Raw genomic sequence first — 22,734 nt, 5'->3', positions numbered from 1 at the left:
GGTTCAACCTAACTTAAACAGATTTTTTCTAATCTGTCCTCTAAATTTGGCCTTAATGCCACAGAGCCGGCAACTTAAGACTCCTTTTTGGGGTTTGGGTTGAAAAGAGCCTTTTATTTTATCTTAAAGCGGTTTTTCTCCAGCATGTTTTGAATCGCAATAGAGGGCGATAGATAATTGTAACGCACTAAAATTTCGGTGATTTCTTTAAAAATAGGGGCTGCAATCTTGCTAGCGTAATATTCTTCCTTGCCGTGCGAGCCTAAGATAACCACGCCGATAGTAAAAACCTGCCTTTCATCTTCAGCGAACCCAAAAAAAGAGCTGTTGTAGGACTCTGCGCTATAACTCCCGTTTTTGGCAACCCTAGCCGTGCCTGTTTTGCCCCCTATGTATAGCCCTTCAAATTGAGCGTTTTTGCCTGTGCCATAACGCACCACTTTGATTAAGGTTTCTTTCATTTTCCTAGCGCTTTTTGGGTTGATGACTTGAAAGGTGGGTTTGGGGCTAGGGATGTAAATATCGCCATTAGGGGCGGTTTCTCGTTGCACTAAATAGGGGGTAGTCAATTTGCCTTCATTAGAAAACACCGCATAAGCCCTTAAAAGCTGCAAAAAAGTCGCGTTCAACCCATAGCCATAAGAGACGCTCCCCTTTAACACTTCACGCTTGAAAGCGGACAAAGGAGGGATCTTTCCTGTGGCTTCTAAGGATAAATCAATGCCGGTTTTTTGAGAAAATCCATAGCCTAAAAGCCCGTTATAGAAATCCTCTGGGTTTAAGTTTTTACTGATTTTTATCATGCCCACATTGCTAGATTGGATCAAAATGTCTTCCACAACGGCTTTTTTACTGGGGATAAAGTCGTCTTTAATGGTGTATTTTCCTAATTGGTAATAGCCATGGTTTAAATCAATGCGTTCTTTAGGGTTGATTAGATTCTTGTCTAACAGCAGTGAATAAACAATGGGTTTGATCGTGCTGCCTGGCTCAAAAACCTTTTCAGCAACGCTCAAATTCAAGCTTTCATAATCGCTAGTTTTAATGGCGTTAGGATTGAAGCGCTTGCTTGAAGCCAGCGATAAGATTTCCCCGCTTTTAGGGTTGATAATGCCCACTAGGATTTCTTTAGCCTTGAGTTTGTCTTTGGTTTTATCTAATAGGGTTTCAATTTCTTTTTGGAGTTTTAAAGGAATGCTCAAATACACCTCATAGCCATCAAGCCTTTCAATCTCTGTGTAAGAGTGGTTTTGGATAAAGTTAAAACTCACATCTCTTTTGCCTGTTCTTATGCCATTTTGCTGGGCTTTAAGCAAGTGATCTTGAGATTTTTCAACGCCTTTCTTACCGGTAGTTAAAGTGAGCTTGTCTTCTTCTTGTTTTTGCACATAGCCAATGATAGGCTCTAGGCTATTTTGATAAGGGTAATGCCTGGAAACGCCGCTCACTTCAATGTTTAGCCCTTGCTTTTGCCACACTTTATCGTGCGCGTCTTTGAAATTTTGAAAAACCCCAAAAGCTAAAAATTTCTTATTCAAGTCTCTAATATTAGCGGCCATATTGGGCGTGAGATTGTAAGCTAAAATCGTGTAGCCTTTCGTATTGAGCGCGTCTTTTAGGGACTCTTTAGGGGTATTGCTATAAATAGAAAGGAAATCAATGAAAAAATCTTCTTTATCCGGGTTTAAAAACCTCGTGTCAAAGCCCAGTTTGAAAAGGGTTTGCGAAGTGGCCAGGCTGTAGTTGTCTTGACTATAGATAGTCCCTCTAGTCGCAGTGTCTTGTTTGCTCATCACTAGATTAGGCATGTTGGCTTGCGCAAAAAAAGCTTTTTTAAAAGCCACCATTAAAAAAATAAAAAAAAGCAATAAAAAGATTAAAGCCGTAACAGAACCCTTGTATTTTTTGGTTTCTAAAAATTGCTCTGGGTTGAAGTAAGGATCAATATTCTTATTATCCATAAGCGCTTACTTGAAAATGGCGTGGCGTTGGATTTTCACAACGCATGAGAGCATGAATTTTTGATGGTAAAATCTGTTAAAATGGGGCGTAACAAAAACAAACCCTCTCTTTAAAAAAGACCAAGCGATCATTTAAAGAGACGCCACTTAAGAGACTAGATCTGCGTTCTCAAAAGCTCTTTATAAGCGCTGATCGCTTTGTTACGCACTTCAAGCATGAGTTTCATGCTCGTTTCAGCCTTCCCTATGGCGATAGCTGCTTGGTGCAAGTCCTTGATTTGCCCTGTCGCCATGTCGGCTAAGGCTTTATCAGATTGCTCTTGAGTGTTGTTAAGCTCATTGATAGATTGTTTTAAGAGTTTGGAAAACTCCCCACCTTTTTGTTCTTTAAAGGTGCTACCTGATTCTTCTCTTTTAGTCCTGTTGTCCGTGTTAAGCTCAGAGAAAGGACTCAATAAGCTTTTGTCATTGTGTATGGCTTGCATAGAACCTCCTTAAGCTCTTTTTTAAAAATTTAACTCTATTAAATATTTTATTCATTTCTGTATTCTACTGATCTTTGGCTAATACTACCTAAATTTTCTTATACTACCATAAATTGTTGAAAATCGTTCATGTTTGTAACATGCCAATCGCATTTTGCGCCATGTTTTTAGCGCTTTGAAAGGCTGCAACATTGGCTTGATAAGCTCTAGTCGCTTCCACTAAGTCCGCCATTTCAACCACCGCATTCACATTGGGGTAAGCCACATAGCCTTGAGCGTTAGCGTCAGGGTGGCTGGGATCGTATTTCATCAAAGGCTCGTTATCATCGCGCACAATCTTATCCACCACCACGCTTGTGATAGGGATTAAGGGGTTGTCATCGCCTTCATCTAGGGGGTCTTCATAGGGGGTAATTTGATTGTTTTGGGCGATTTTTTGGTTTAAAATCTCATTGAAATCAAAAGCCTTAAACACCGCTTCTTGCCTCCTATAAGGACCTCCTTCGCTCGTGCGCGTGGTGTTAGCGTTAGCGATATTAGAAGAAATCAAATTAGCCCTTAAGCGTTGGGCGGACAAACCATAACCGCTAATATCAAAAGAAGATAAAAACATGCTTTCCCTTAACTATAAATTCTTACTGGAATCAATGGCGTAATTGATCACGCCTCGATACTTTTTTAAGGCTGAACTCAAGGCTAAATACATGGTAGAGTTCTTGCCCATTTCACTCGTTTCTATGTCTAAATCCACGCTGTTGCCATCATTTTTAGCCAAATGCCCATCTCTAAAAAAAAGGCTTGCCCCCTCTTTAGCGCTATTTTCAAAGTCTAAATGCCTAGGGTTAGTGTGGGCTAAAGGCAAAACTTTACTGGATTGGTTTTCAAAAATTTCTGCTTTTTTCTCCGCTAAAACGCTTTCAAAATCCAAATCCTTTGGCCTGTAAAAGGGGGTATCCACATTAGCGATGTTAGAAGCGATCATATCCTGCCTTAAAGCCCTATAATCCAACGCTTTATAAACCAATCCAAACGCTTTAGAAAAATCCATTAAAACCCCTTTTTAAACCCTTGCAAATTCATAACATGCAAAAAGCATTCCAAAACCGGCTCGCTTTTTCACTTAAAGAATGCGATCAATTTCAAAGCATGCTTAAGCTTGAGCGATAAGCCAATTCAGAGCCATTATAGTGTAAAATACCCCTAAAATACCTTAAAATAACGCCTATTCAAAAACCAAAATAAGGAAATCCTAATGATTACAGACAGAAACCTGTTTTTTTGCACTTCGCTATTGATTTTTTTGGGGGTATTGATGAGCTATTCGCTCTCAACTTACACCACAGTGGTGCTGTATCATTATGGGGAATTCCATTTTTTCATACGCCAGCTTTCAAGCGCGATCATAGGGATTGTTATCATGTGGGGGTTGTCTAGGGTTGATCCTAGCAAGTGGTTTAGCCGTTTGGGGTTTTTTCTCCTTTTTGTCCCATCACTACTCATTATTGGCATGTTTTTTTTGCCAGAAAGCCTTTCCAGTAGCGCTGGGGGGGCGAAGCGCTGGATCCGTTTTGGGTTTTTCTCTCTAGCGCCTTTGGAGTTTTTAAAGATTGGTTTCACCTTTTTTCTTGCGTGGAGTTTGTCTCGCACCTTTGTGGCAAAAGAAAAGGCTAATGTCAAAGAAGAACTCATCACTTTTGTGCCTTATTCGGTGGTGTTTGTAGCCTTAGCGATTGGGGTAGGGGTTTTGCAAAACGATTTGGGGCAGATCGTTCTTTTGGGAGCGGTTTTAGCGGTGTTGTTGGTTTTTTCTGGGGGGAGCGCGCATTTGTTTGGCTTGATTGTTTCAGGGGCGTTTGCGATCAGCGTTTTAGCGATTGTTACAAGCGCTCATAGGATTTTGCGCCTGAAATTGTGGTGGTCTAATTTGCAAAATTCGCTTTTCACGCTCTTGCCGGATAGATTAGCGAACGCTCTTAGAATAAGCGACTTGCCCGAATCCTATCAAGTCTTTCATGCGGGCAATGCCATGCATAATGGGGGGTTGTTTGGGCAAGGGCTTGGGCTAGGGCAAATCAAGCTTGGGTTTTTGAGCGAAGTGCATACGGACATGGTCTTAGCTGGGATCGCCGAAGAATGGGGGTTTTTGGGGTTATGCGTTTGTTTTATTTTGTTTTCTGTTTTGATTGTTTTGATTTTTAGGATCGCTAACCGCTTGAAAGAGCCAAAATATTCGCTATTTTGCGTGGGCGTGGTGCTACTAATAGGGTTTTCTTTGGTGATCAACGCCTTTGGGGTGGGCGGGATTCTTCCGGTTAAAGGTCTAGCGGTGCCGTTTTTGAGCTATGGAGGGAGTTCGCTTCTAGCGAATTGTATCGCTATAGGGCTTGTTCTAAGCCTAGCACGATACACCAAAGGCTAAAAAATATCGCCCTTTTTTTAAAAATCAGTGCCATAAAAAGGGTTCAATCTCTGCATCATTCAAATCAAAAACCACCTTATAATAGTCTTTGACTATCGCATTAATATCCACGCCTTTAAACGCTTCAGGGTGGGCTTTTAAGGCGATAAAAAGACTAATGAGCGGGGCTCTTGGCCCGCCAATATCCATTGTGGGGAGTTTATAAACTTGCTTGTTTTTAATGGCTTTAATAGTAGCAAATTTGGGGTTGTTTAACACATCTTCAGGGCTAAGCGGGCTTACCCACCAAATAAAGATAATCTCAGGGTTTTCTTTAACGATTTTTTCCACGCTAATGTCAGCGCGCCCAAACTTAACGTATTTCAAGCCAAAATTGTCTATACCCCCTTTTTCTAAAATATCTGAGCTAATGGCTTGATGGCCGCTGATTTTATTGGCTTTATGGAAAAGCTCCACCCCTTTTTTCTTTTTAACATTTTTCAAACGCTCAGCAATAAAATCCAAAGTTTCTTGCATTTTGGCGAATTTTTTAGAAGCGTCAATTTCTAAGACCGTAGCTTGAGCTTGCATGGCCTGCATGGCCTCTGCAATCGTTGTCTCTTGAAAAGAAAGGAATGATATACCAAATTTTTTCGCATGCTCTACCGCTTTAGGGTTGCCCACAAAGGTTACCACAAGATCGGGGCTAAGTTTTTTTAAAAGCTCTACATTTAGAGCGACTGTATGATCAGTGCTCATGTGTTTGACGCGTTTAAGATCTTCGCCTTTGAGAGTGGCTTTGACAATGTCGTCTTTAAAAGCGTAATCCGAAACGCCTACAACCCTATTCCAAACATTAAGCATGGCAGGCACTTCTACATAGCTCCCTATATAGGCTATTTTAGAAACAGGAAGCTTTATCGTTTGCTCCCCAAAATAATCCTTGACTTTGACTTCTTGCGCTGAAGCGTTGCACACATTCAATAATAATGAAGCGACAAGTGCACCTAAAGAATAAGAAATGAAAGCTTTTTTAAAGCGAGTAACTAACATAACGATCCTTTTTGTATGATTTATAAAGCGATTATAACATTACTAAGAAAATAACAATAGTAAAAATGAAACTATTTTTCATAAAATCTTAAAAGTTAAAGATAAGATAAAAATTAGGGAAGAAAATTTTAGCTACAAGGCTTGTTCTAAGCCTAGCACGATACACGAAGGGCTAAAAAGCTTATCCTTTTTTAAAAATTAATGCCATAAAAAGGGTTCAATTTCTGCATCATTCAAATCAAAAACCACTTTATAGTAGTCTTTAACCATCGCATTAATATCCACACCCTTAAACGCTTCAGGGTGGGCTTTTAGAGCGATAAAAAGGCTAATGAGTGGGGCTCTAGGACCGCCTATATCCATTGTGGGGAGCTTATAAACTTGCTTGTTTTTAATGGCTTTAATAGTAGCAAATTTGGGGTTGTTTAACACGTCTTCAGGGCTAAGCGGGCTTATCCACCAAATAAAGATAATCTCAGGGTTTTCTTTAACGATTTTTTCCACGCTAATGTCAGCGCGCCCAAACTTAACGTATTTCAAGCCAAAATTGTCTATGCCCCCTTTTTCTAAAATATCTGAATCGAGGGCTTGATGGCCACTGATCTTGTTGGCTTTGTGGAAAAGCTCCACCCCTTTTTTCTTTTTGACACCTTTCAAACGCTCGGCAATAAAATCCAAAGTTTCTTGCATTTTGGCGAGTTTTTTAGAAGCGTCAATTTCTAAGACCGTAGCTTGAGCGTCAATATCTTCCATGACTTCTGCAATGGTTTTTTCTTGGAAAGAAAGAAATGATATCCCAAATTTTTTCGCATGCTCTACCGCTTTAGGGTTACCCACAAAGGTTACCACAAGATCAGGGCTAAGTTTTTTTAAAAGCTCCACATTCAACGCCGCCACATGATCACTGCTCATGGGTTTAATGCGTTTAGGATCTTTGAGAGTGGCTTTAACAATATCAGATTTAAAAGCGTAATCCGAAATGCCCACGACCCTATCCCAAGTATTGAACATGGCAGGCACTTCTGCAAAGCTACCCAAGTAGATTATTTTAGAAACAGGAAGCTTTATAGTTTGCTCCCCGAAATAATCCTTGACTTGGATTTCTTGATTAGAAGCGTTAGCCACGCCTAATAACGATGAAACAAGAAGAATCCCTAAAGAACAAGAGATTAAAGCTTTTTTAAAGCGAGCGATTAGCATAACAATTCCTTTCGTATGATTTATGAAGCGATTATAACACTATTCAAGGAAATACAAGCAGTAAAAATGAAACTTTTTTTCACAAAATCTTAAAATTTAAAAGGAAATATCTTTTCATTAACTTTTTAAGAATATACTCCACCATGTTTCCGCTGATTGAGTGGAAAGCATAATAAAATTAAATCTATTCAGGTTTAATTTTGATCCAACAAAATTTTAAAACACTTAAGGAGTTGTATATGTTAGTTACAAAACTTGCCCCCGATTTTAAAGCGCCTGCCGTTTTAGGAAACAATGAGGTTGATGAACACTTTGAGCTTTCTAAAAATTTAGGTAAGAGCGGTGCGGTTCTTTTCTTTTGGCCAAAAGATTTTACTTTTGTATGCCCTACAGAAATCATTGCGTTTGACAAAAGAGTGAAAGACTTCCAAGAAAAAGGCTTTAATGTGATTGGCGTGTCTATTGACAGCGAACAAGTGCATTTTGCATGGAAAAACACCCCTGTAGAAAAAGGCGGTATTGGTCAAGTAACTTTCCCTATGGTGGCTGATATTACTAAGAGCATTTCTAGAGACTATGATGTGCTGTTTGAAGAAGCGATCGCTTTGAGAGGAGCTTTTTTGATTGACAAAAACATGAAAGTAAGACACGCAGTGATCAATGACTTGCCATTAGGTAGGAATGCAGATGAAATGCTTCGCATGGTAGACGCTCTCTTGCACTTTGAAGAACATGGTGAAGTATGCCCAGCAGGCTGGAGAAAAGGCGATAAAGGTATGAAAGCAACTCACCAAGGCGTTGCAGAATATCTTAAAGAAAATTCCATTAAGCTTTGATGGTTCAATTCGCTGTTTGATCAAGAGAAACTTCGTTTTTCTTGGTTGAATCCTTTTCTTTTTATTCTTTGCCAGTTTCTAAAATTTTTGTATCGTTTTATCTTTTTATCATTTTTGAATTAATTTTGTTAATAAAGGGGTTTTTATGAATGCATTCAAGCGTGTTATTAGTGTGGGAATAATTGCTCTAGGTTTGTTTAACCTTTTGGACGCCAAACACCACAAAGAAAAAAAAGAAGACCACAAAATCACTCGTGAGCTTAAAGTGGGCGCTAACCCTGTGCCGCATGCGCAAATCTTGCAATCAGTCGTGGACGATTTGAAAGAGAAAGGGATCAAATTAGTGATCGTGTCTTTTACCGATTATGTGTTGCCTAATTTAGCGCTCAATGACGGCTCTTTAGACGCGAATTACTTCCAGCACCGCCCTTATTTGGATCGGTTTAATTTGGACAGAAAAATGCACCTTGTTGGTTTGGCCAATATCCATGTGGAGCCTTTAAGATTTTATTCTCAAAAAATCACAGACATTAAAAACCTTAAAAAAGGCTCAGTGATTGCTGTACCAAATGATCCGGCCAATCAAGGCAGGGCGTTGATTTTACTGCATAAGCAAGGCCTTATCGCTCTCAAAGACCCAAGCAATCTATACGCTACGGAGTTTGATATTGTCAAAAATCCTTACAACATCAAAATCAAGCCTTTAGAAGCCGCGCTATTGCCTAAGGTTTTAGGGGATGTGGATGGGGCTATTGTAACAGGGAATTATGCCTTGCAAGCAAAACTCACTGGGGCTTTATTTTCAGAAGACAAGGACTCGCCTTATGCCAATCTAATAGCCGCTCGTGAGGATAACGCGCAAGATGAAGCCATAAAAGCGCTGATTGAAGCTTTGCAGAGTGAAAAGACCAGGAAATTTATTTTGGATACCTATAAAGGGGCGATTATCCCGGCTTTTTAAGCCATTTGGGTAAAATCCATCTTTAAGATGAATGGGGTGCTTTATAGGTGCTAATCAAAAGTTCTTTTCTTATTGAGCATTAAAAACGCTAAAAGTATTTTTAAAATAAAACGAAAAGAGCTTGCACTAATCAAGTAGCAATTTCTTAAAAGCGTTATTTCTTAAAGGGGGAAATGGCGCAAAATAACCCCCCTTATCCTTTAAGAAAATAATGATAAAATCTAAAACGATGAAGCAAAACAACTAAAACCCCATTTTTTAAAAACATTAAACAAGACTTCAGCTGTCAATATGCGATTAAAACAAAGCCAAACATACAGCAAGCCTAAATCTCATTAAAGTTACGCTTTTAGAATGTTTTTAATAAAGACCAGTTTTAAACCACCCATTAGAATGAGTTATAGAGCGGTGGAATGAGTTGGAAACAGGTTGGCTGATGGTCTTTAGCGTTTAGAAGGTTGCGTTTTTGAAAAGATTTAAAATTTTATTAAAGATAGCCAAGCTCATAGAGTTTATTACTCATCTTCACTAACAGGCCCCCTAGTTTTGACCCCCCTTCCCCATGTTCTACTAAAATAGTGATAGCGTATTTGGGTTTTTCATAAGGCAAGAATGCGGTAATCCACGCATGGGATCGATGGAAATATTCCATATCCTTTTCTTTCATGCGGTTGACGATGTTTTGAGCGATTTCCACGACTTGCGCAGTGCCGGTTTTACACGCTAAGGTAACCTTAGAACCTCTTGTGGAATGATAAGCGGTGCCGTCTTTATGGTTGCACACTTCATACATGCCCACGCGCAAGGCTTGGAGCTTCTTTTTTTGAAAACTATTTAGGGGGTCTTTGAGCGGTTGTTTGTTATGGATAGCAAAATGAGGCGTTGCCAGTTTGCCTGTCGCAATGAGTCCCGTATAGGCTAGCACTTGTAAGGGCGTGGCTAAAAAAGAGCCTTGCCCAATAGCGGTAATGAGCGTGTCCCCAACGCGCCAATCTTGATTGAAGCGTTTGAGTTTCCACAAATTATCCGGCACAATCCCCACAAATTCATTCGGCAAATCAACGCCCGTTTTTTCCCCAAAGCCCACTTCCCTTAAAGTTTTAGAGAGTTTTTCTATAGAGATTTCAAGCCCAAACTTATAAAAATACACGTCCACCGACTCCCTAATCGCTTTATACAAATTGGAATTGCCATGCCCTGTTTTTTTCCAGTCCCTGAATTTGCGCTTACCCACTTCAATAAAAGGGGGGGTGGGTATGGTGGTGTTTTCTGTGATATGAAGGTTTTCTAAAAAGCTCAAGCCCACGCCCATTTTAACCACAGATCCCGGCGGATACAAGGCGTTAGCGAAGCGGTTTAATAAGGGGTTATAAATATCATCTTGAAGTTTTTGCCATTTGTCTTGACTGATCCCGCCTACAAAATCGTTCAAATTGTATTCAGGGTAACTTCCTGCAACGAGCAATTCCCCATTTTCTGCGTTCATCACTAAAATAGCCCCCCTTTTATTTTCAAAGAGCTTGTCCGCTTCTTTTTGCAAGCGTTTGTCTAAACTCAATTGCAAGTGGTTATTGGTGCTTGGCGGCACTACTTCTAAAGTGGCTAATTCCTGATTGAGTGCATTGACACGCATGATTTTATAGCCCACCTTGCCTTGTAAAAGCTTGTTGTATTCTTTTTCAATGCCGGTTTTGCCCACAATCTGGCTGTATTGATTCTCTTCATCGTCTTTCAAATCTTGCAAGCTTGCCACCCCCACATAGCCTAAAACATGCGAAGCTAAAGCGTTATTAGGGTAGTAGCGCTTGTCTAAAGGGCGCACAAAAATGCCTTGAGTTTGGATGAGTTTGGCATAAAGAGGTTGCATGGCGGCATAAGGAATGAATCCCACCACTTTAATGAGGTTGTGGTTATAGAGCGAATTTTCTTTTTGGTAATTGTTTAAAAGCGTTTCTTTGGAAAAGTTAGGGAAAAACTTTTGGATGATTTCAATTTTTTCCAAAAGTTCTTTTTGTTTCAGTCTACTGGGCAAAAACACGCCAAACACCAATTCGTTAGTGGCTAAAAATTCATGGTTTCTGTCTGTAATATCGCCCCTTGTAGGGACTAGAAATTCTTTTTTGGTCATGTTTCGTTCGGCCAATTTTTCATAGTATTCTTGATTTTTAACGCTTAAAATAAATAAATTTAAAACCAATAACCCCCAAAACCCTATAAAAACAAAGAGCAAAAGCTTATAGCGAAGATTTTTCATACAAACCCCACAAAGCGCTCTCTATTAAAGCAAAAAGAGCGAGAAAGCCGATCATCTTCAAATCCAAAGACACCGAAAAAAAGCGCGATAAATAGAGATAATAAACCAAAAAAACATGCAAAGTTTTGAATAAAAAGCCGTCATTAAAAAGCTTTAAAGAGTTTTTATAAACGATTTGATGGTAGATTAAAAACAATAAAGCTAAAACGCCTAAAGTCTTTAAATGCATGCTTTCAAACCAAAACAAACAGCCAAACACGCTCAAACTGGGTAAAAAATGATCGTATTTTTTCGCATAAAACAAGAATAAAAACCCAATCATGGGGGGTAAAAAAGGCATTAAGTCTCTCAAAAGGCTATAAAAATAAAAACCCAAGATCCCTAAACATAAGAAAAAAAAGGAATCTTGTTTTAAAGAGAGCATGGTTTTGTGGCTTATGAAGGGTTAGTGATCAAGTATTTCAAAAGGGTTTGACGCACTATTTCAAGGGTTGGGTATTTTGAAGAAAGAGCGTTAAAATGGGTGGTATTGATTAAAAAAGGTTTAGGAGCGTTTAAAAAAAGGCGGTGTTGCTCGTTTTTATTCAACTTGTCAAATTTCGTAAAAAGAGTAAGGTAGGCTTGATCAGGCCTTAAAAGGGCTTGAATGTTTTCTTTAGCGTTTTTATCAATTTCTAAATCCAAATGGCGCGCATCCACTAAATGGATAAAAAGTTTGATAGAAACCCTAACGCTCAACAATTCCCATAAAAACCCCTCCCATTCTTTTTTCAGGCTTTTAGAAACTTTAGCGTAGCCAAACCCGGGCAAATCAATCACATTAAAAGTGGTCGTTAAGGCGTTTTCTTTATCTTCCCAAGTGGTGGAAAAAAAATTCGCTAAACGGGTTTTTCCCGGCGTCGCTGAGCTTTTGGCGAGATTTTTTCCTAACAAGGTATTAATAAACGAGCTTTTGCCTACATTGCTGCGCCCTAAAATGACCATCTCAGAAGTCAAGCTCGCAGGGCATTGAAAAAGTTGGCTTGAAGAAGTGAGAAAATGAGCGTCTTTAATAGCGATCATGGTTTTTCCTTAGCGTCCTTCTTTTTTTGTTTCGCCTTACGATTTTCTTCATTAATGTCTTCCATATCAAACACGAATTTAGCGGGCCGTTTCGCGCTCCCCAACACATCAGCATAACCCTTAGCTTTGTTTAAAATGATTTCATCGCCGGTGATGACATTAGATTTCCCCACTTCTCTAACCACCGCATTTTGCAATAATTTGTATTCCCCATTCAGTGCGTTATAAATGAGCTTGTCAGCGCTCCCGCTGATTTCACGATTATCTTCTGTAAAGATATTAAAATGCGTGTTCCCTGTGGCTTCATAGCGTTCAGGCTTTCGTTTATCGTTTAAAAACACGCTAACCTTATCCGCAAACAACCGGTCTTTACCTTTTTTGATCTGCACATTGCCTTGAATAACGGCGGTTTTGGTTTTGTCGTTCGCTACAAATTTATTGCCAGTAATCTCTAAAAGTTCTCTTTCTTTTTTCAAACCTTTATTGTCTGTTTTTTGAGCGCTCATCACGCTTAAAATACCAAAACAACACACCAAAAAACACCACCAACGCATTAAAACCCTCCTTTGAAAGTGGGGAATTTTTTCTTTTCTTTCTGGCTTTGTTTGATTTCATCTAAGAATAAATTAGCTTGAATGCTTTGAGCTTCAATAATGGCTAAAGCATGCGAATAAGAAATGTCAAGCCCCTCAATCTTGCTGTCTTTTGAAGTGAGGATGAAACGGCCCTTGCCTTTAAAATTTTGCTCTTTATGGTTGTAAATCCCTGTTTCGCTCCAAAAACTAGAATCATCGCTTCTTTTATAAGTAACCCCATTAGGGAAGAAATACAAATCCTGCTGCCGCTTGGCTTTAGGGGATTCAACGCTTTCAATGGTGTCTTCATCATAGCGTTTGATTTTGGAATCAAAAAAGATTTCGTAATCATCGTATTGTAAAGCTTTTTTACCCTCTATGGAAAGATCAAGGATTTTATCGTTGATTTGAAACGCTTTAAAATTTTCTAATTCAATTTTAGGGATATTTTCTTTAGAGACCACGCTAGTGGGTTGGGAACGCAAAAAGAAAAAGACTAGCCCTATCGTGATGAAAGACAAAACCACAAAAAAGTTTAAAACGCTATTAGAGATAAAGCTTGAGCGCTTCATCTTGCAAGCCTTCTAATGTTAAAAGATAATCAATCGCTTCCCTAACGGCCCCCTTGCCCCCTGAATTTTGCAACACTTTATAGGCCTTGCTTTTAAGCAAGGGGTGCGCATCAAAAGGAGCGAAACTCCAAGCGCATGCCTTAAACATGCCTAAATCGTTATAATCATCGCCCACGCATGCGATTTCTTGCGCGCTCAATTGCAAGTCTTTTTTAAGCCGCTCTATAACGGCGTTTTTATTTTCAACGCCCATAAAAACAAACTGAACGCCCAAACTCTCCATGCGTTTTTTCACCATGATTGAAGTTCTTCCTGTAATGATAGCGATTTTTTTGCCTAATTTTTGCCATAGCACCATGCCAAGCCCGTCTTTGACATTAAAAGCCTTGATTTCGTGAAAATTTTCATCAAAATACAACGATCCGTCTGTGAGCGTGCCATCCACATCTAAAAGCAATAACTTAATCATTCTCTCGTTAAAACCGCATTCTGGTTATATTTTTTCATAAAATCCCTAGCCTCTTCTTCGCTTTGAAACCCTTGAACTAAAACTTTATACAAATCGTCTTTAAAAGCAACCTTGACGCTGTAATTCTTATTCTCTGCTTGCAATTTATCCGCTAAAGTTTGAGCGCCTATTTGGTTTCTAAAAGCCCCCATTTGTAAAGAAAATTTCCCTCCGCTCACGCTTTTTTCGCTCTCGCCGACTTTAAATTCCTTGTGTAAGATCTTTGAAGAGCTGGCGTTAAAGGATTGTTCGTATTGCGTGGAGATAACCCCACCAAAGCCCAAAACAATAAGACGCACGCTGGCCGTGCCTTTTTTAACCATGTCAATATCCCTAGCGGCCGCATTAGACAAATCAATGATGCGATCGCTCACAAAAGGCCCTCTATCATTAATGCGCACAATGGTGCTTAAGTTATTATCAACATTGATGACTTTCACCACGGTGTTCATGGGTAAAGTCTTGTGCGCAGCGGTGTGGGCATACATGTTATAAATTTCCCCATTACTGGTTTTTTTGGCATGGAAATTGGGGCCATACCAGCTCGCAACGCCATCAAATTTTTCGCCTAAATCCACTTTAGTGGGGTAATACCACTTGCCCCCCACTTGATAAGGGCGCATGGTGGCCCTTTGGATCGCGCTAGAATCGCGCATGCCGTTATCTAGGGGTTGTTTTGTATTGCTATCTTGCGAATCGGAGTGGTGTTTGAAATGGCGTTCAAAAAAATTGCGCTTATAGGTGGCTTTTTTGGTTGTCGGATCATAGTCTTTAGCGTTTTCATAAGCGCGCAAGCTTTCATGCTTATAAGACAAATTCTTTATTCCCTCTTTTTTAACCGCACAAGCGCTAATCAACAAAATAACGCCTAAAAAACAAACTTTTTTTAACGCCAAACCCATTAAAATTCCCTTGTAGCGATCAATTTCTTATTGGTGGGGATGATCAAGCGTTGGTGGATAAAAATATTAGAATCTTTGAGATTATTGGCTAATTGGATACTGGAAATACTGACTTGATAGCGTTTAGCGATAGAAGATAGGGTTTCTTTAGGCAAGACCACATGGGTGATAAAAGGGCTTTTAGGATTAGCTTGAGCGTTTTTATTTTGTTTGAGTTGGCGTTGTTTGAAAAGGGCGAGTTTTTCATAAGGGATATAAATGGTGTAGGTGGGGTCTTTAGAGGGCAGAATGTTATAGCGGAATTGGTGGTTGTAGGATTTTAAGGTTTCTAAACTCAAATTCAAATTTTTGGCCACTTGGACTAATGAAGTGTGCCTTTTAAACGGGACGCCCACCAAACTCACCCTCGCCCCACGATTGAGCAAGTATTCTTTATCTTTGAGGTTGTCTAGGCTGTTGAATTTTAACGCCAGGCTTAGAATGGAGCGGATATACTCTCGTGTCTCTTTAGGGAGGTATTTTTTATCTTCATCCAACAAAATCTTAATGTCCGAAGTGCCGGCGGCTTTAATAGCGTTTTGAACCTTGCGTAAGCCGTAATTATACGCCATAGCGACCAAATACCACTCTCCGGTTTGCTTGTAGAGCCGTTTCAAATAAGTGATCGCCGCTTGAGTGCTTTTAATAGGATCTCTTCTTTCGTCAATGTAATGATTGACCTTAAGCCCTAATTCTTTAGCCGTGCTTGGCATGAATTGCCAAATCCCTACCGCTTTTTTCCTGCTATAAGCCCTTGATGAAAATTTAGACTCGGCCATGGCTAAAAACAAAAATTCCTGCGGCACGCTCGCTTCTATGAGCATGTTTTTAATGATGGGGATGAACTGGTAATTCACATCAAATCTTTTGACTAACTTTTTCCATTCCTCTTCTTTATTCATTTTCTTTAAAGCGTTTGGCATTTGGGATAAAAAGCCCGCATTAACCCCAAAAGCCTCTAGCGCTTTGGTGTCAATATTAGATTCAAAAGCCATTTTCGCATGGCCTAAAGAAGCCAATAAAAGGGTAACAAAAAAAACCAACCATTTTTGACTAAAACACTTCATTCTTTTTGACATCGCATCCTAATAACTACAGCTATTCAGCTTTTAAAATAGCCTTGATTATAACTAAACTTGAATAACGCTTTCTAACAAGCCCTAATTTTAGGGGAAACTAAAGAGCGTTTGAGCGTTATGCGTGCTTAAAGAAGCGAGCTCTTCAGTCTCTATGTGGATGATTTCGGCAATTTTTTGAGCGATTAAAGGGATATAAGTAGGGCTATTCCTAGTACCTCTAAAAGGGTGTGGGGTCAAATAAGGCGAATCCGTTTCTAAAAGAAGCCTGTTTTTAGGGATTTTAGGGAGGATCTCTACCAGTCTTTTAGCGTTTTTAAAAGTGCTAACCCCTCCTATTCCATAATAAAAACGATCGCTCAATTCTAAAAGCATGTTATCAGCGTTAAAGCAATGCAACACCCCAAAAGCCTTAGGATAGCTTTTTAAAAGATTCAAACTATCAAAACTCGCCTCTCTAATATGGATAATCAAGGGCTTGTTGTGTTGGATAGAAAATTCAATCTGTCTTTTAAAGATTTCTTTTTGCTTGCTTTTATAACTCTCTCTCTCATTTAATTCAGGCAAGCGGTAGTAATCCAGTCCGCATTCGCCTATCGCCACGCATTTTTGATGGCTGACAAATTTTTCAAACAGGCTTTCATCAAAGCTCTCCACATCATAAGGGTGAGCGCCTATGGCAAAAAACACGCCTTCAAATTTTTCGCTAATCTCTACCGCTCTATTCAAATCTTTCATGTCCGCGCCCGGAATCACGCATTGAGTAACGCCTTTTTCCAGGCTTTCTTTTAACACTTCTTCTAAATCGTTTTCATAGTCCTTGTGATCCAAATGGCAATGCGTATCAATAAACATGCTTCTATCCTATGGTTTTATTTAATATGTTACAATACTTAAGCATTCTAACATAAGGAAAATAATCATTAACGATGTTCAGCGGTCTAATCCATCAAATAGCTAAAGTGAAAAGTTTCCACAACAATATTTTAAGCATAGAGAGCGATCTCAATCCCAAGCTTGGCGACAGCATTGCAATTAATGGGGCGTGTTTGACCGCCATAGAAAGTTCAAAAACGCATTTTAGCGTGGAATTGAGCCAGAAAACCCAAAACAGCGTAGCGTTAGAAAATTACAAGGATTTAGTCCATATTGAGCCAGCCTTAAAAGCCGATGCGAGTTTGGATGGGCATTTTGTGCAAGGGCATATTGACGCTATCGGGGTCATTGAAAAAATCATTCACAACGCTAATCAAGTGGATTTTTTCATCAGCGCTTCTGAAGAAACGCTTTTATTGTGCGTTGAGCAAGGTTCTATCGCCATTGATGGGGTGAGTTTGACTTTAAGCAAAGTAGAAGAAAAGGGGTTTTGGCTAACGATTATCCCTTACACTTTAGAAAACACCCTTTTTAAGACTTATAAACTCAAACGGCGCGTGAATATTGAAACGGACATGTTGGTTCGTAGCGTTGCGTCTATTTTGAAAAAAACAAAAGGGTTTGAAAAAAATTTCTCTTGGAATGACGCTGATTCTTTGACTTTAGGGTATTAGATGAATAAAACCATAAAAGCCGCCGCTCTAGCCTATAACATGGGGCAAGATCATGCCCCAAAAGTGATCGCAAGCGGGGTGGGCGAAGTGGCTAAAAGGATCATTCAAAAAGCTAAGGAATACGATATAGCGCTCTTTTCTAACCCCATGCTGGTGGATTCGCTTTTAAAGGTGGAATTAGACTGCACGATACCTGAAGAATTGTATGAAAGCGTGGTGCAAGTGTTTTTATGGCTCAATAGCGTGGAAAATAACGCGCAAATGTCCAAGTGATCGGGATGTAAAGTTAAAACGATGGTAGTAGAATTAAAAAACATTGAAAAGATTTATGAAAACGGATTCCATGCTCTAAAAGGCGTGAATTTGGAATTAAAAAAAGGCGATATTTTAGGCGTGATAGGCTATTCAGGGGCGGGGAAATCCACGCTCATTCGCCTAATCAATTGTTTAGAGCGTCCTAGTTCTGGCGAAGTTTTAGTCAATGGGGTCAATCTATTAAACTTAAAGCCTAAAGAATTGCAAAAAGCGCGCCAAAAAATAGGCATGATTTTCCAGCATTTCAATTTATTGAGCGCTAAAAACGTGTTTGAAAATGTCGCTTTCGCTTTAGAAATCGCCCGATGGGAAAAAAATAAGATCAAATCAAGAGTGCATGAATTGTTGGAATTAGTGGGGCTAGAAGATAAAATGCATTTTTATCCTAAACAGCTCAGCGGTGGGCAAAAACAACGAGTGGCGATCGCTAGGAGTTTAGCGAATTGCCCTGATTTGTTGCTTTGCGATGAAGCCACATCCGCGCTGGATTCTAAAACCACGCATTCTATTTTAACGCTTTTAAGCGGCATTCAAAAAAAGCTCAATTTGAGCGTCGTTTTCATCACACACCAGATTGAAGTGGTTAAAGAATTGTGCAATCAAATGTGTGTGATCAGCAGCGGCGAAATCGTAGAAAGAGGCTCAGTAGAAGAAATTTTTGCTAACCCTAAACATGCCGTTACTAAAGAATTGCTTGGCATCAAAAACGAGCATGGGGATCAAAAATCGCAAGACGTTTATCGCATTGTGTTTTTAGGGGAGCATTTAGACGAACCGATCATTTCTAATTTGATCAGGCGTTTTAAAATAGATGTGAGTATCATTTCAGGCAATATTGAAGAGCTTACGACTAAAGATATAGGGTATTTAGTGGTGCGGTTTTTAGGCAGTGTTGCAGAGACTCAAAGGGCTTTAGAGTATTTAAACGCTTTAGGCTTACAAGTGGAAAAATTAAAGGATTAAAATGATTTCTCAAATGCTCATTCAAGCCACGCTAGAAACGCTTTATATGGTGTTTGTAGCGAGCTTTTTGGCGGTTGTTTTTGGCTTGCCTTTGGGGGTTTTATTGTTAGTGAGTAAAAAAGGGCATTTGTTAAACAAACCCCTTTTGCATAAAATTTTAGACACTTCTATCAACATGACTCGCTCTTTCCCTTTTATCATTCTCATTATTTTGCTCTTGCCTTTATCGCGCTTTTTGATTGGCACGAGCATTGGCTCTAGCGCAAGCATTATCCCGCTAGCCATTTCAGCCATTCCTTTTGTCGCAAAGCTTTTTGAAAATTCTTTAATGGAAGTAGAGCATGGCAAGATTGAAACCACTTTAAGTTTGGGAGCGTCTCATTTGGAAGTCGTTAAAATGATGCTTTTAGAGAGCCTGCCCTCTTTAGCGAATAATATCACCATCACCTTAATTTCTTTAATAGGCTATTCGGCTATGGCAGGAGCGTTAGGGGCTGGGGGCTTGGGGGATTTAGCTATTAGGATTGGCTATCAAAGTTATAGGGGCGATGTGCTTTTTTATGCGGTGGTCGTGATTATTGTTTTAGTGCAAATCATTCAAAGCACAGGGGATTATGTGGTGAAACGCCTAAGAAAGCATAAGTATTAGGGATTTGGTTTCGCCTTGTGATTCCAACAAATTAGAACTTTTTTTGAAAAAATTTTTTTTGAAAGAAAGTTTTTATCGGTTTAGACCATCGTTCTTTGATCACTAAATTATAGTAATGAGATGCAAAAACCTTAATGGAGCGTATGCTCACTTCATAAAGACGCTTATCTTGAGAAAAATAATGGATTTTTTGAGCAATATCTTGGTATTCTACGCGTTTTTTTGCATTTCTAGAGTGAAGTCTTTCCAAAATGGAGTGTGTGCAAGCATTTCTAACCACAGGTGGTATTGATTCCCTAAAGGGAACTCCCGAGGTTTGCCACTGTAGATTCCAAGAGTATCTTTATCAGATTCATAGTGCATGATAATAGGGTTTGAAAGAATGTCTTGAATTTGAGAGATCTCATAGGGGATTTGCTGGCGATAGATAAATTCATTGGGTTTGTCTTGGTGGATGATTTTAAAGCAAATGGGCAAGGAAGCTTTATGTCTCAAATCATCAAGTTCTTCTTAATAATAATAAGGCAAAACACAATAATGTAAGGGAAGTTCTCTAATATAGGCATGCAAATGGTGTATTAATGTAGGTTCTTTAAAATATGGACGCATTACTTGAATTTTAAATTTTTCTAAGACCTGTTGGGTAAAAGAGTGCTCTCGCATGTAATCCAAATTGCAAAACCAAAACCCCTCTGTAACTGATTGTGATACTAAACTTATCACACCACTCAAATGAAAAGATTCGCTTGTGTCTAAAGCGATAAAATCATCAGCGAAAGCTCTGCAAAAGACCACATCCACATCAGACCAAATCATTTTGCTGTATTGGGGGAATAAACTAGGGAGAAAGTATTTAACCAAAATCATTCTAGAATAGCGATTAACCCATGTGCTATCCGTGATGGTGGGCAAAGAATCAAGAGTGGCACTAATATCTTGGCATTTTAAAGTGGCAAAATGTTTGAAAGGCTTGATAGTTTCTTGGAGCCTGTTTAAATCATCTTCATTCAAACCGCTATAGAATACATAGATACTAAAAATTATTCTTTCAACTGCACGATGGGCATCAAGCAGTGAGTAAAGGGCAACAGCCCCTGTTTTTAGGTAGTTTTTATCAAAGGCAAAGGCAATAGGGATTTCATGTTGCATCAATTTTCCTTGGAGATTTTGTGAAAATAAACTATATCATAGCTTATGTTAGTTTTTATTGATAAATTTATCCATCTGTTTTTCTAAGTCTATGATTTGCGTTATCGCTCCCTCTAAAATTTCAAAATTTTTAGCGTTTTTTGGGGCAACGCATGCGAGTTTGTTGGAAGTTTTTTCTAACGATTGGAGGTTTTTAAGCAAGGTTTTTAAAACTTCTACGCTTTTAAAATCCTTTTCAAAATAGTCATCAAATTGCTGTTCTGTTTGAGACAAGTTCTCTAAAAAAGCGCTTTGAAGGCGTATTTGGGTGCGATCATGCCCGGTTTCTATGCAGGTTTTATAAGCTTGATGGATCGCAGTCAAAACTTCTTGGGCTTTCAAAAAAGCCTTTGAAAGCTCAACGATGATTTCATAATGTTCGCCTTCCGCTCTTAAAAACCCTAAAAAGAGCGCAATGAATAATAATTTTTTTAGCACTTTATCCCTTTACCATCGATAAGAAAAGCTCACCCCATAGCGGCTACTGCCCTTAAAATCGCTAGAAATTTCAGGGTAGAGCATCCATTGCTTAGGTTTGTAGCGTGAAGTGAATAAATAAGCAAACCCCCATGCGATAAGGCTGCCGATCGTAACTTGCAAGATCGTGTGTTGTCTTGCCACCACTCTGCTAGCGTCAGTGAGGATTGCAAGAGCGATCACAGGAAGAGCCGGCTTCCACCCATAGCGGTAATACACAAACCCAGCCGCGCTAAACGCCCCCCCAGCATGCCCGCTTGGCATGCCTCTCCAAGAATTACAACATGGGCGTTTAGCAAATTCCACTCTAGCCCCATCTTTATGGGCGTTGCTAAAAGCTCCTTTAAGGCCATAAATCACGCCTTGAGTGACTAATGTGCCGACCGCTAATTCCCCTAACCCTCTATAATCGCGCATCGCCAAACTAACCGTGCCTACAAAAATAGGCAAAAACCTAAGCACATCGCCAATCTCTTCTAAAATGTATGCCCCCTCATTGATCGGCTCACTCCTTAAAGGATAGACCCATAAGAGCAGGATCAAAAAAAGATTTTTGAGCTTTTTCATTGAAACGCTCGCTTTTCTAAAGCACAAACTTGCCTGTTCAAATAAGCATAGCCTATTAAATAGCATGCGATAAAGACCAGGCTAATGACAATGAGCGCGTAAGGATTTAAGCGGAAAAAGACGCTTATTAAAATAAAAGGCAGGTTGCATAGAATAAGGATAAGCGTGCATAAAGGGTTGGGGTAATTGAAAGAGCGTTGTTGCAAGAATTTAAATAAAAGGGTGTGCAAATGCAAATTATCCGGCATGGTGGCTTTCTGGCGTTTTATTTTGCGCCTTAGGATACTAAAAAGCACCTCTATGACCGGATAAAGCATTAAATTGAGCCCAAAAAACACGCTGATTTTTTGCTCTAAACTCAAATGTAAAAGGGAAATCCCGCACACCAAACCCAAAAAATACGCCCCCCCATCGCCTAAAAAAATCTTTCCTAAAGGGAAATTTAACACCATAAACCCAAGCACCATGTAAGCTAATAGGCACGCCAAACTGCTAGGCTCTATATAATGGATGACTAAAAGAGTAATCGTGCAAATCCCTGATGCAAGCCCGTTAAACCCATCAATAATATTAATAGCGTTGCTGATACCCACCAGCATAAAAATAGCGAATAAAAAAGCGATAAAATAAGGCAAGCTAAAAAGGGGCGAAAAATCGCTCACCACTAAAGGCGTTGATGAGATGATGCAAATAACCCCTACGGCTTGCAAAATAAGGCGTATTTTGGGGCTTAATGAAAGGTTAATGTCTTCTAAAAAACCGCTCAAAAACACTAGCGATAGCCCTAAGAAAACAAAAAACCCCTTAAAAGGCGCTTCAAAAGGCTCAAGAAGATAAGCCAACGCAAAAGAAAGAAAGATCCCAAGCCCCCCGGCTCGTGGGGTTCTTGCATGATGGAAGCCTTGTATTTTATTAGCGTTATCCACAAAGAGCATGGATTTTTTAGACCACAAAATAATCAAAGAGCAAATAAATAAACTGGTTAAAAAATATAGCACCCACAACACTTTTTATTGGATTTAATTGGTATTTTGTTTTTTGGTATTATAGCAAAAGATAGCTTGATGATAAAATCTTATAGGTGTAAGAAGCGGGTTTTATGTTACAATTCCAAAAATCATTATTATAAAATAAAGGATAGCC

At 39.3% G+C, this 22,734-nt stretch carries 26 protein-coding genes and 1 pseudogene; 7 read left to right on the top strand and 20 right to left on the bottom strand.

Going from position 1 to position 22,734, the window contains the following annotated elements; translation table 11 throughout:
* Nucleotides 1-113: 113 nt before the first annotated feature.
* The 5 genes from IC572_RS04020 to flgB form a co-directional block, all read right to left on the bottom strand.
* Nucleotides 114-1,961 (bottom strand): peptidoglycan D,D-transpeptidase FtsI family protein, encoded by a 1,848-nt coding sequence (locus IC572_RS04020; RefSeq protein ID WP_187855151.1) that lies wholly within the window; start codon nucleotides 1,959-1,961, stop codon nucleotides 114-116.
* Between the two features lie 6 nt (nucleotides 1,962-1,967).
* On the bottom strand, nucleotides 1,968-2,093 hold the full coding sequence (locus tag IC572_RS04015) for a transcriptional regulator (RefSeq protein ID WP_121045883.1): 126 nt from the start codon (nucleotides 2,091-2,093) through the stop codon (nucleotides 1,968-1,970).
* A gap of 23 nt (nucleotides 2,094-2,116) precedes the next feature.
* Complete coding sequence (gene fliE, locus IC572_RS04010) at nucleotides 2,117-2,446, bottom strand: flagellar hook-basal body complex protein FliE (RefSeq protein WP_001147918.1); 330 nt, start codon at nucleotides 2,444-2,446, stop codon at nucleotides 2,117-2,119.
* A 127-nt stretch (nucleotides 2,447-2,573) separates the two neighbouring features.
* Nucleotides 2,574-3,059, bottom strand: coding sequence for a flagellar basal body rod protein FlgC (gene flgC, locus IC572_RS04005; RefSeq protein ID WP_033777127.1), 486 nt, complete (start codon nucleotides 3,057-3,059; stop codon nucleotides 2,574-2,576).
* Between the two features lie 12 nt (nucleotides 3,060-3,071).
* Nucleotides 3,072-3,494, bottom strand: a complete 423-nt coding sequence (gene flgB, locus IC572_RS04000; RefSeq protein WP_000347749.1) for a flagellar basal body rod protein FlgB — start codon at nucleotides 3,492-3,494, stop codon at nucleotides 3,072-3,074.
* Between the two features lie 204 nt (nucleotides 3,495-3,698).
* On the opposite strand from flgB, the gene IC572_RS03995 reads away from it, so the two are divergent.
* A complete protein-coding gene (locus tag IC572_RS03995; protein ID WP_187855150.1) occupies nucleotides 3,699-4,865 on the top strand; it encodes an FtsW/RodA/SpoVE family cell cycle protein in 1,167 nt (388 codons plus the stop codon).
* 24 nt (nucleotides 4,866-4,889) lie between these two features.
* Here IC572_RS03995 and IC572_RS03990 read toward each other — a convergent pair whose 3' ends face one another.
* Both IC572_RS03990 and IC572_RS03985 read right to left on the bottom strand, forming a co-directional pair.
* Complete coding sequence (locus tag IC572_RS03990) at nucleotides 4,890-5,897, bottom strand: ABC transporter substrate-binding protein (RefSeq protein WP_187855149.1); 1,008 nt, start codon at nucleotides 5,895-5,897, stop codon at nucleotides 4,890-4,892.
* Nucleotides 5,898-6,095: 198 nt separating this feature from the next.
* Entirely contained in the window at nucleotides 6,096-7,097 is a 1,002-nt protein-coding gene (locus IC572_RS03985) for an ABC transporter substrate-binding protein (protein ID WP_187855148.1), read from the bottom strand.
* 239 nt (nucleotides 7,098-7,336) lie between these two features.
* Between IC572_RS03985 and IC572_RS03980 the strand changes: the two genes are divergently transcribed.
* A complete protein-coding gene (locus tag IC572_RS03980) occupies nucleotides 7,337-7,933 on the top strand; it encodes a peroxiredoxin (RefSeq protein WP_001921498.1) in 597 nt (198 codons plus the stop codon).
* A 145-nt stretch (nucleotides 7,934-8,078) separates the two neighbouring features.
* A complete protein-coding gene (locus IC572_RS03975; RefSeq protein WP_039082362.1) occupies nucleotides 8,079-8,894 on the top strand; it encodes a MetQ/NlpA family ABC transporter substrate-binding protein in 816 nt (271 codons plus the stop codon).
* Between the two features lie 487 nt (nucleotides 8,895-9,381).
* Here IC572_RS03975 and mrdA read toward each other — a convergent pair whose 3' ends face one another.
* The 9 genes from mrdA to IC572_RS03930 all read right to left on the bottom strand — a co-directional run bounded on the left by mrdA (nucleotide 9,382) and on the right by IC572_RS03930 (nucleotide 16,737).
* Nucleotides 9,382-11,148, bottom strand: coding sequence for a penicillin-binding protein 2 (mrdA, locus tag IC572_RS03970; protein ID WP_187855147.1), 1,767 nt, complete (start codon nucleotides 11,146-11,148; stop codon nucleotides 9,382-9,384).
* The gene (locus IC572_RS03965) at nucleotides 11,129-11,572 is read right to left on the bottom strand and encodes a hypothetical protein (protein WP_040157131.1); all 444 of its coding nucleotides are present in this window, start codon (nucleotides 11,570-11,572) and stop codon (nucleotides 11,129-11,131) included. Before IC572_RS03965 ends, mrdA begins: the two co-directional genes overlap by 20 nt.
* A gap of 11 nt (nucleotides 11,573-11,583) precedes the next feature.
* Nucleotides 11,584-12,210, bottom strand: a complete 627-nt coding sequence (gene yihA / locus IC572_RS03960; protein ID WP_165522768.1) for a ribosome biogenesis GTP-binding protein YihA/YsxC — start codon at nucleotides 12,208-12,210, stop codon at nucleotides 11,584-11,586.
* Nucleotides 12,207-12,764: a lipopolysaccharide transport periplasmic protein LptA gene (gene lptA, locus IC572_RS03955; RefSeq protein WP_187855146.1), complete on the bottom strand. Its 558-nt coding sequence runs from the start codon at nucleotides 12,762-12,764 to the stop codon at nucleotides 12,207-12,209. Before lptA ends, yihA begins: the two co-directional genes overlap by 4 nt.
* Nucleotides 12,764-13,357 (bottom strand): hypothetical protein, encoded by a 594-nt coding sequence (locus IC572_RS03950; RefSeq protein ID WP_187855145.1) that lies wholly within the window; start codon nucleotides 13,355-13,357, stop codon nucleotides 12,764-12,766. The genes lptA and IC572_RS03950 overlap by 1 nt, the downstream gene beginning before the upstream one ends.
* The gene (locus IC572_RS03945; RefSeq protein ID WP_187855144.1) at nucleotides 13,332-13,826 is read right to left on the bottom strand and encodes a KdsC family phosphatase; all 495 of its coding nucleotides are present in this window, start codon (nucleotides 13,824-13,826) and stop codon (nucleotides 13,332-13,334) included. The genes IC572_RS03950 and IC572_RS03945 overlap by 26 nt, the downstream gene beginning before the upstream one ends.
* A complete protein-coding gene (locus IC572_RS03940) occupies nucleotides 13,823-14,767 on the bottom strand; it encodes a septal ring lytic transglycosylase RlpA family protein (RefSeq protein WP_033740516.1) in 945 nt (314 codons plus the stop codon). The genes IC572_RS03945 and IC572_RS03940 overlap by 4 nt, the downstream gene beginning before the upstream one ends.
* Entirely contained in the window at nucleotides 14,767-15,885 is a 1,119-nt protein-coding gene (locus IC572_RS03935) for a lytic transglycosylase domain-containing protein (protein WP_187855143.1), read from the bottom strand. The genes IC572_RS03940 and IC572_RS03935 overlap by 1 nt, the downstream gene beginning before the upstream one ends.
* A gap of 87 nt (nucleotides 15,886-15,972) precedes the next feature.
* Complete coding sequence (locus tag IC572_RS03930) at nucleotides 15,973-16,737, bottom strand: TatD family hydrolase (RefSeq protein ID WP_187855142.1); 765 nt, start codon at nucleotides 16,735-16,737, stop codon at nucleotides 15,973-15,975.
* A 74-nt stretch (nucleotides 16,738-16,811) separates the two neighbouring features.
* On the opposite strand from IC572_RS03930, the gene ribE reads away from it, so the two are divergent.
* The 4 genes from ribE to metI are packed head-to-tail and all read left to right on the top strand — an operon-like array spanning nucleotide 16,812 to nucleotide 19,359.
* Nucleotides 16,812-17,432: a riboflavin synthase gene (gene ribE / locus IC572_RS03925; protein ID WP_000491033.1), complete on the top strand. Its 621-nt coding sequence runs from the start codon at nucleotides 16,812-16,814 to the stop codon at nucleotides 17,430-17,432.
* Entirely contained in the window at nucleotides 17,433-17,705 is a 273-nt protein-coding gene (locus IC572_RS03920) for a FlhB-like flagellar biosynthesis protein (RefSeq protein WP_001044054.1), read from the top strand.
* Between the two features lie 21 nt (nucleotides 17,706-17,726).
* Nucleotides 17,727-18,710, top strand: a complete 984-nt coding sequence (locus IC572_RS03915) for a methionine ABC transporter ATP-binding protein (RefSeq protein ID WP_187855141.1) — start codon at nucleotides 17,727-17,729, stop codon at nucleotides 18,708-18,710.
* Nucleotide 18,711: 1 nt separating this feature from the next.
* Nucleotides 18,712-19,359, top strand: a complete 648-nt coding sequence (metI, locus tag IC572_RS03910) for a methionine ABC transporter permease (protein ID WP_033587815.1) — start codon at nucleotides 18,712-18,714, stop codon at nucleotides 19,357-19,359.
* Between the two features lie 31 nt (nucleotides 19,360-19,390).
* Here the strand turns inward: metI and IC572_RS07910 are convergent.
* From IC572_RS07910 to wecA, 4 genes and pseudogenes are all read right to left on the bottom strand, one after another.
* A pseudogene (locus tag IC572_RS07910) lies at nucleotides 19,391-20,508 on the bottom strand (glycosyltransferase).
* Between the two features lie 48 nt (nucleotides 20,509-20,556).
* On the bottom strand, nucleotides 20,557-20,985 hold the full coding sequence (locus IC572_RS03900) for a hypothetical protein (protein WP_187855140.1): 429 nt from the start codon (nucleotides 20,983-20,985) through the stop codon (nucleotides 20,557-20,559).
* 9 nt (nucleotides 20,986-20,994) lie between these two features.
* A complete protein-coding gene (gene lpxF, locus IC572_RS03895) occupies nucleotides 20,995-21,591 on the bottom strand; it encodes a lipid A 4'-phosphatase (RefSeq protein ID WP_121013240.1) in 597 nt (198 codons plus the stop codon).
* Nucleotides 21,588-22,598, bottom strand: a complete 1,011-nt coding sequence (gene wecA, locus IC572_RS03890; protein ID WP_187855139.1) for an undecaprenylphosphate N-acetylglucosaminyl transferase WecA — start codon at nucleotides 22,596-22,598, stop codon at nucleotides 21,588-21,590. The genes lpxF and wecA overlap by 4 nt, the downstream gene beginning before the upstream one ends.
* Nucleotides 22,599-22,734: the final 136 nt, after the last annotated feature.

This window comes from Helicobacter pylori (genome assembly GCF_014496485.1).
GTDB classification, from domain to species: domain Bacteria; phylum Campylobacterota; class Campylobacteria; order Campylobacterales; family Helicobacteraceae; genus Helicobacter; species Helicobacter pylori_DD.
The sequence above is the reverse complement of the archived record's forward strand: the minus strand, read 5'-3'. Positions and strand labels throughout refer to the sequence as shown.

What these genes read in the sequence shown, in the direction of transcription:
- IC572_RS04020 (WP_187855151.1), bottom strand. Translation starts at nt 1,961, where the DNA reads ATGGATAATAAGAATATTGATCCTTACTTCAACCCAGAGCAATTTTTA.
- IC572_RS04015 (WP_121045883.1), bottom strand. Translation starts at nt 2,093, where the DNA reads ATGATCGCTTGGTCTTTTTTAAAGAGAGGGTTTGTTTTTGTTACGCCC.
- fliE (WP_001147918.1), bottom strand. Translation starts at nt 2,446, where the DNA reads ATGCAAGCCATACACAATGACAAAAGCTTATTGAGTCCTTTCTCTGAG.
- flgC (WP_033777127.1), bottom strand. Translation starts at nt 3,059, where the DNA reads ATGTTTTTATCTTCTTTTGATATTAGCGGTTATGGTTTGTCCGCCCAA.
- flgB (WP_000347749.1), bottom strand. Translation starts at nt 3,494, where the DNA reads ATGGATTTTTCTAAAGCGTTTGGATTGGTTTATAAAGCGTTGGATTAT.
- IC572_RS03995 (WP_187855150.1), top strand. Translation starts at nt 3,699, where the DNA reads ATGATTACAGACAGAAACCTGTTTTTTTGCACTTCGCTATTGATTTTT.
- IC572_RS03990 (WP_187855149.1), bottom strand. Translation starts at nt 5,897, where the DNA reads ATGTTAGTTACTCGCTTTAAAAAAGCTTTCATTTCTTATTCTTTAGGT.
- IC572_RS03985 (WP_187855148.1), bottom strand. Translation starts at nt 7,097, where the DNA reads ATGCTAATCGCTCGCTTTAAAAAAGCTTTAATCTCTTGTTCTTTAGGG.
- IC572_RS03980 (WP_001921498.1), top strand. Translation starts at nt 7,337, where the DNA reads ATGTTAGTTACAAAACTTGCCCCCGATTTTAAAGCGCCTGCCGTTTTA.
- IC572_RS03975 (WP_039082362.1), top strand. Translation starts at nt 8,079, where the DNA reads ATGAATGCATTCAAGCGTGTTATTAGTGTGGGAATAATTGCTCTAGGT.
- mrdA (WP_187855147.1), bottom strand. Translation starts at nt 11,148, where the DNA reads ATGAAAAATCTTCGCTATAAGCTTTTGCTCTTTGTTTTTATAGGGTTT.
- IC572_RS03965 (WP_040157131.1), bottom strand. Translation starts at nt 11,572, where the DNA reads ATGCTCTCTTTAAAACAAGATTCCTTTTTTTTCTTATGTTTAGGGATC.
- yihA (WP_165522768.1), bottom strand. Translation starts at nt 12,210, where the DNA reads ATGATCGCTATTAAAGACGCTCATTTTCTCACTTCTTCAAGCCAACTT.
- lptA (WP_187855146.1), bottom strand. Translation starts at nt 12,764, where the DNA reads ATGCGTTGGTGGTGTTTTTTGGTGTGTTGTTTTGGTATTTTAAGCGTG.
- IC572_RS03950 (WP_187855145.1), bottom strand. Translation starts at nt 13,357, where the DNA reads ATGAAGCGCTCAAGCTTTATCTCTAATAGCGTTTTAAACTTTTTTGTG.
- IC572_RS03945 (WP_187855144.1), bottom strand. Translation starts at nt 13,826, where the DNA reads ATGATTAAGTTATTGCTTTTAGATGTGGATGGCACGCTCACAGACGGA.
- IC572_RS03940 (WP_033740516.1), bottom strand. Translation starts at nt 14,767, where the DNA reads ATGGGTTTGGCGTTAAAAAAAGTTTGTTTTTTAGGCGTTATTTTGTTG.
- IC572_RS03935 (WP_187855143.1), bottom strand. Translation starts at nt 15,885, where the DNA reads ATGTCAAAAAGAATGAAGTGTTTTAGTCAAAAATGGTTGGTTTTTTTT.
- IC572_RS03930 (WP_187855142.1), bottom strand. Translation starts at nt 16,737, where the DNA reads ATGTTTATTGATACGCATTGCCATTTGGATCACAAGGACTATGAAAAC.
- ribE (WP_000491033.1), top strand. Translation starts at nt 16,812, where the DNA reads ATGTTCAGCGGTCTAATCCATCAAATAGCTAAAGTGAAAAGTTTCCAC.
- IC572_RS03920 (WP_001044054.1), top strand. Translation starts at nt 17,433, where the DNA reads ATGAATAAAACCATAAAAGCCGCCGCTCTAGCCTATAACATGGGGCAA.
- IC572_RS03915 (WP_187855141.1), top strand. Translation starts at nt 17,727, where the DNA reads ATGGTAGTAGAATTAAAAAACATTGAAAAGATTTATGAAAACGGATTC.
- metI (WP_033587815.1), top strand. Translation starts at nt 18,712, where the DNA reads ATGATTTCTCAAATGCTCATTCAAGCCACGCTAGAAACGCTTTATATG.
- lpxF (WP_121013240.1), bottom strand. Translation starts at nt 21,591, where the DNA reads ATGAAAAAGCTCAAAAATCTTTTTTTGATCCTGCTCTTATGGGTCTAT.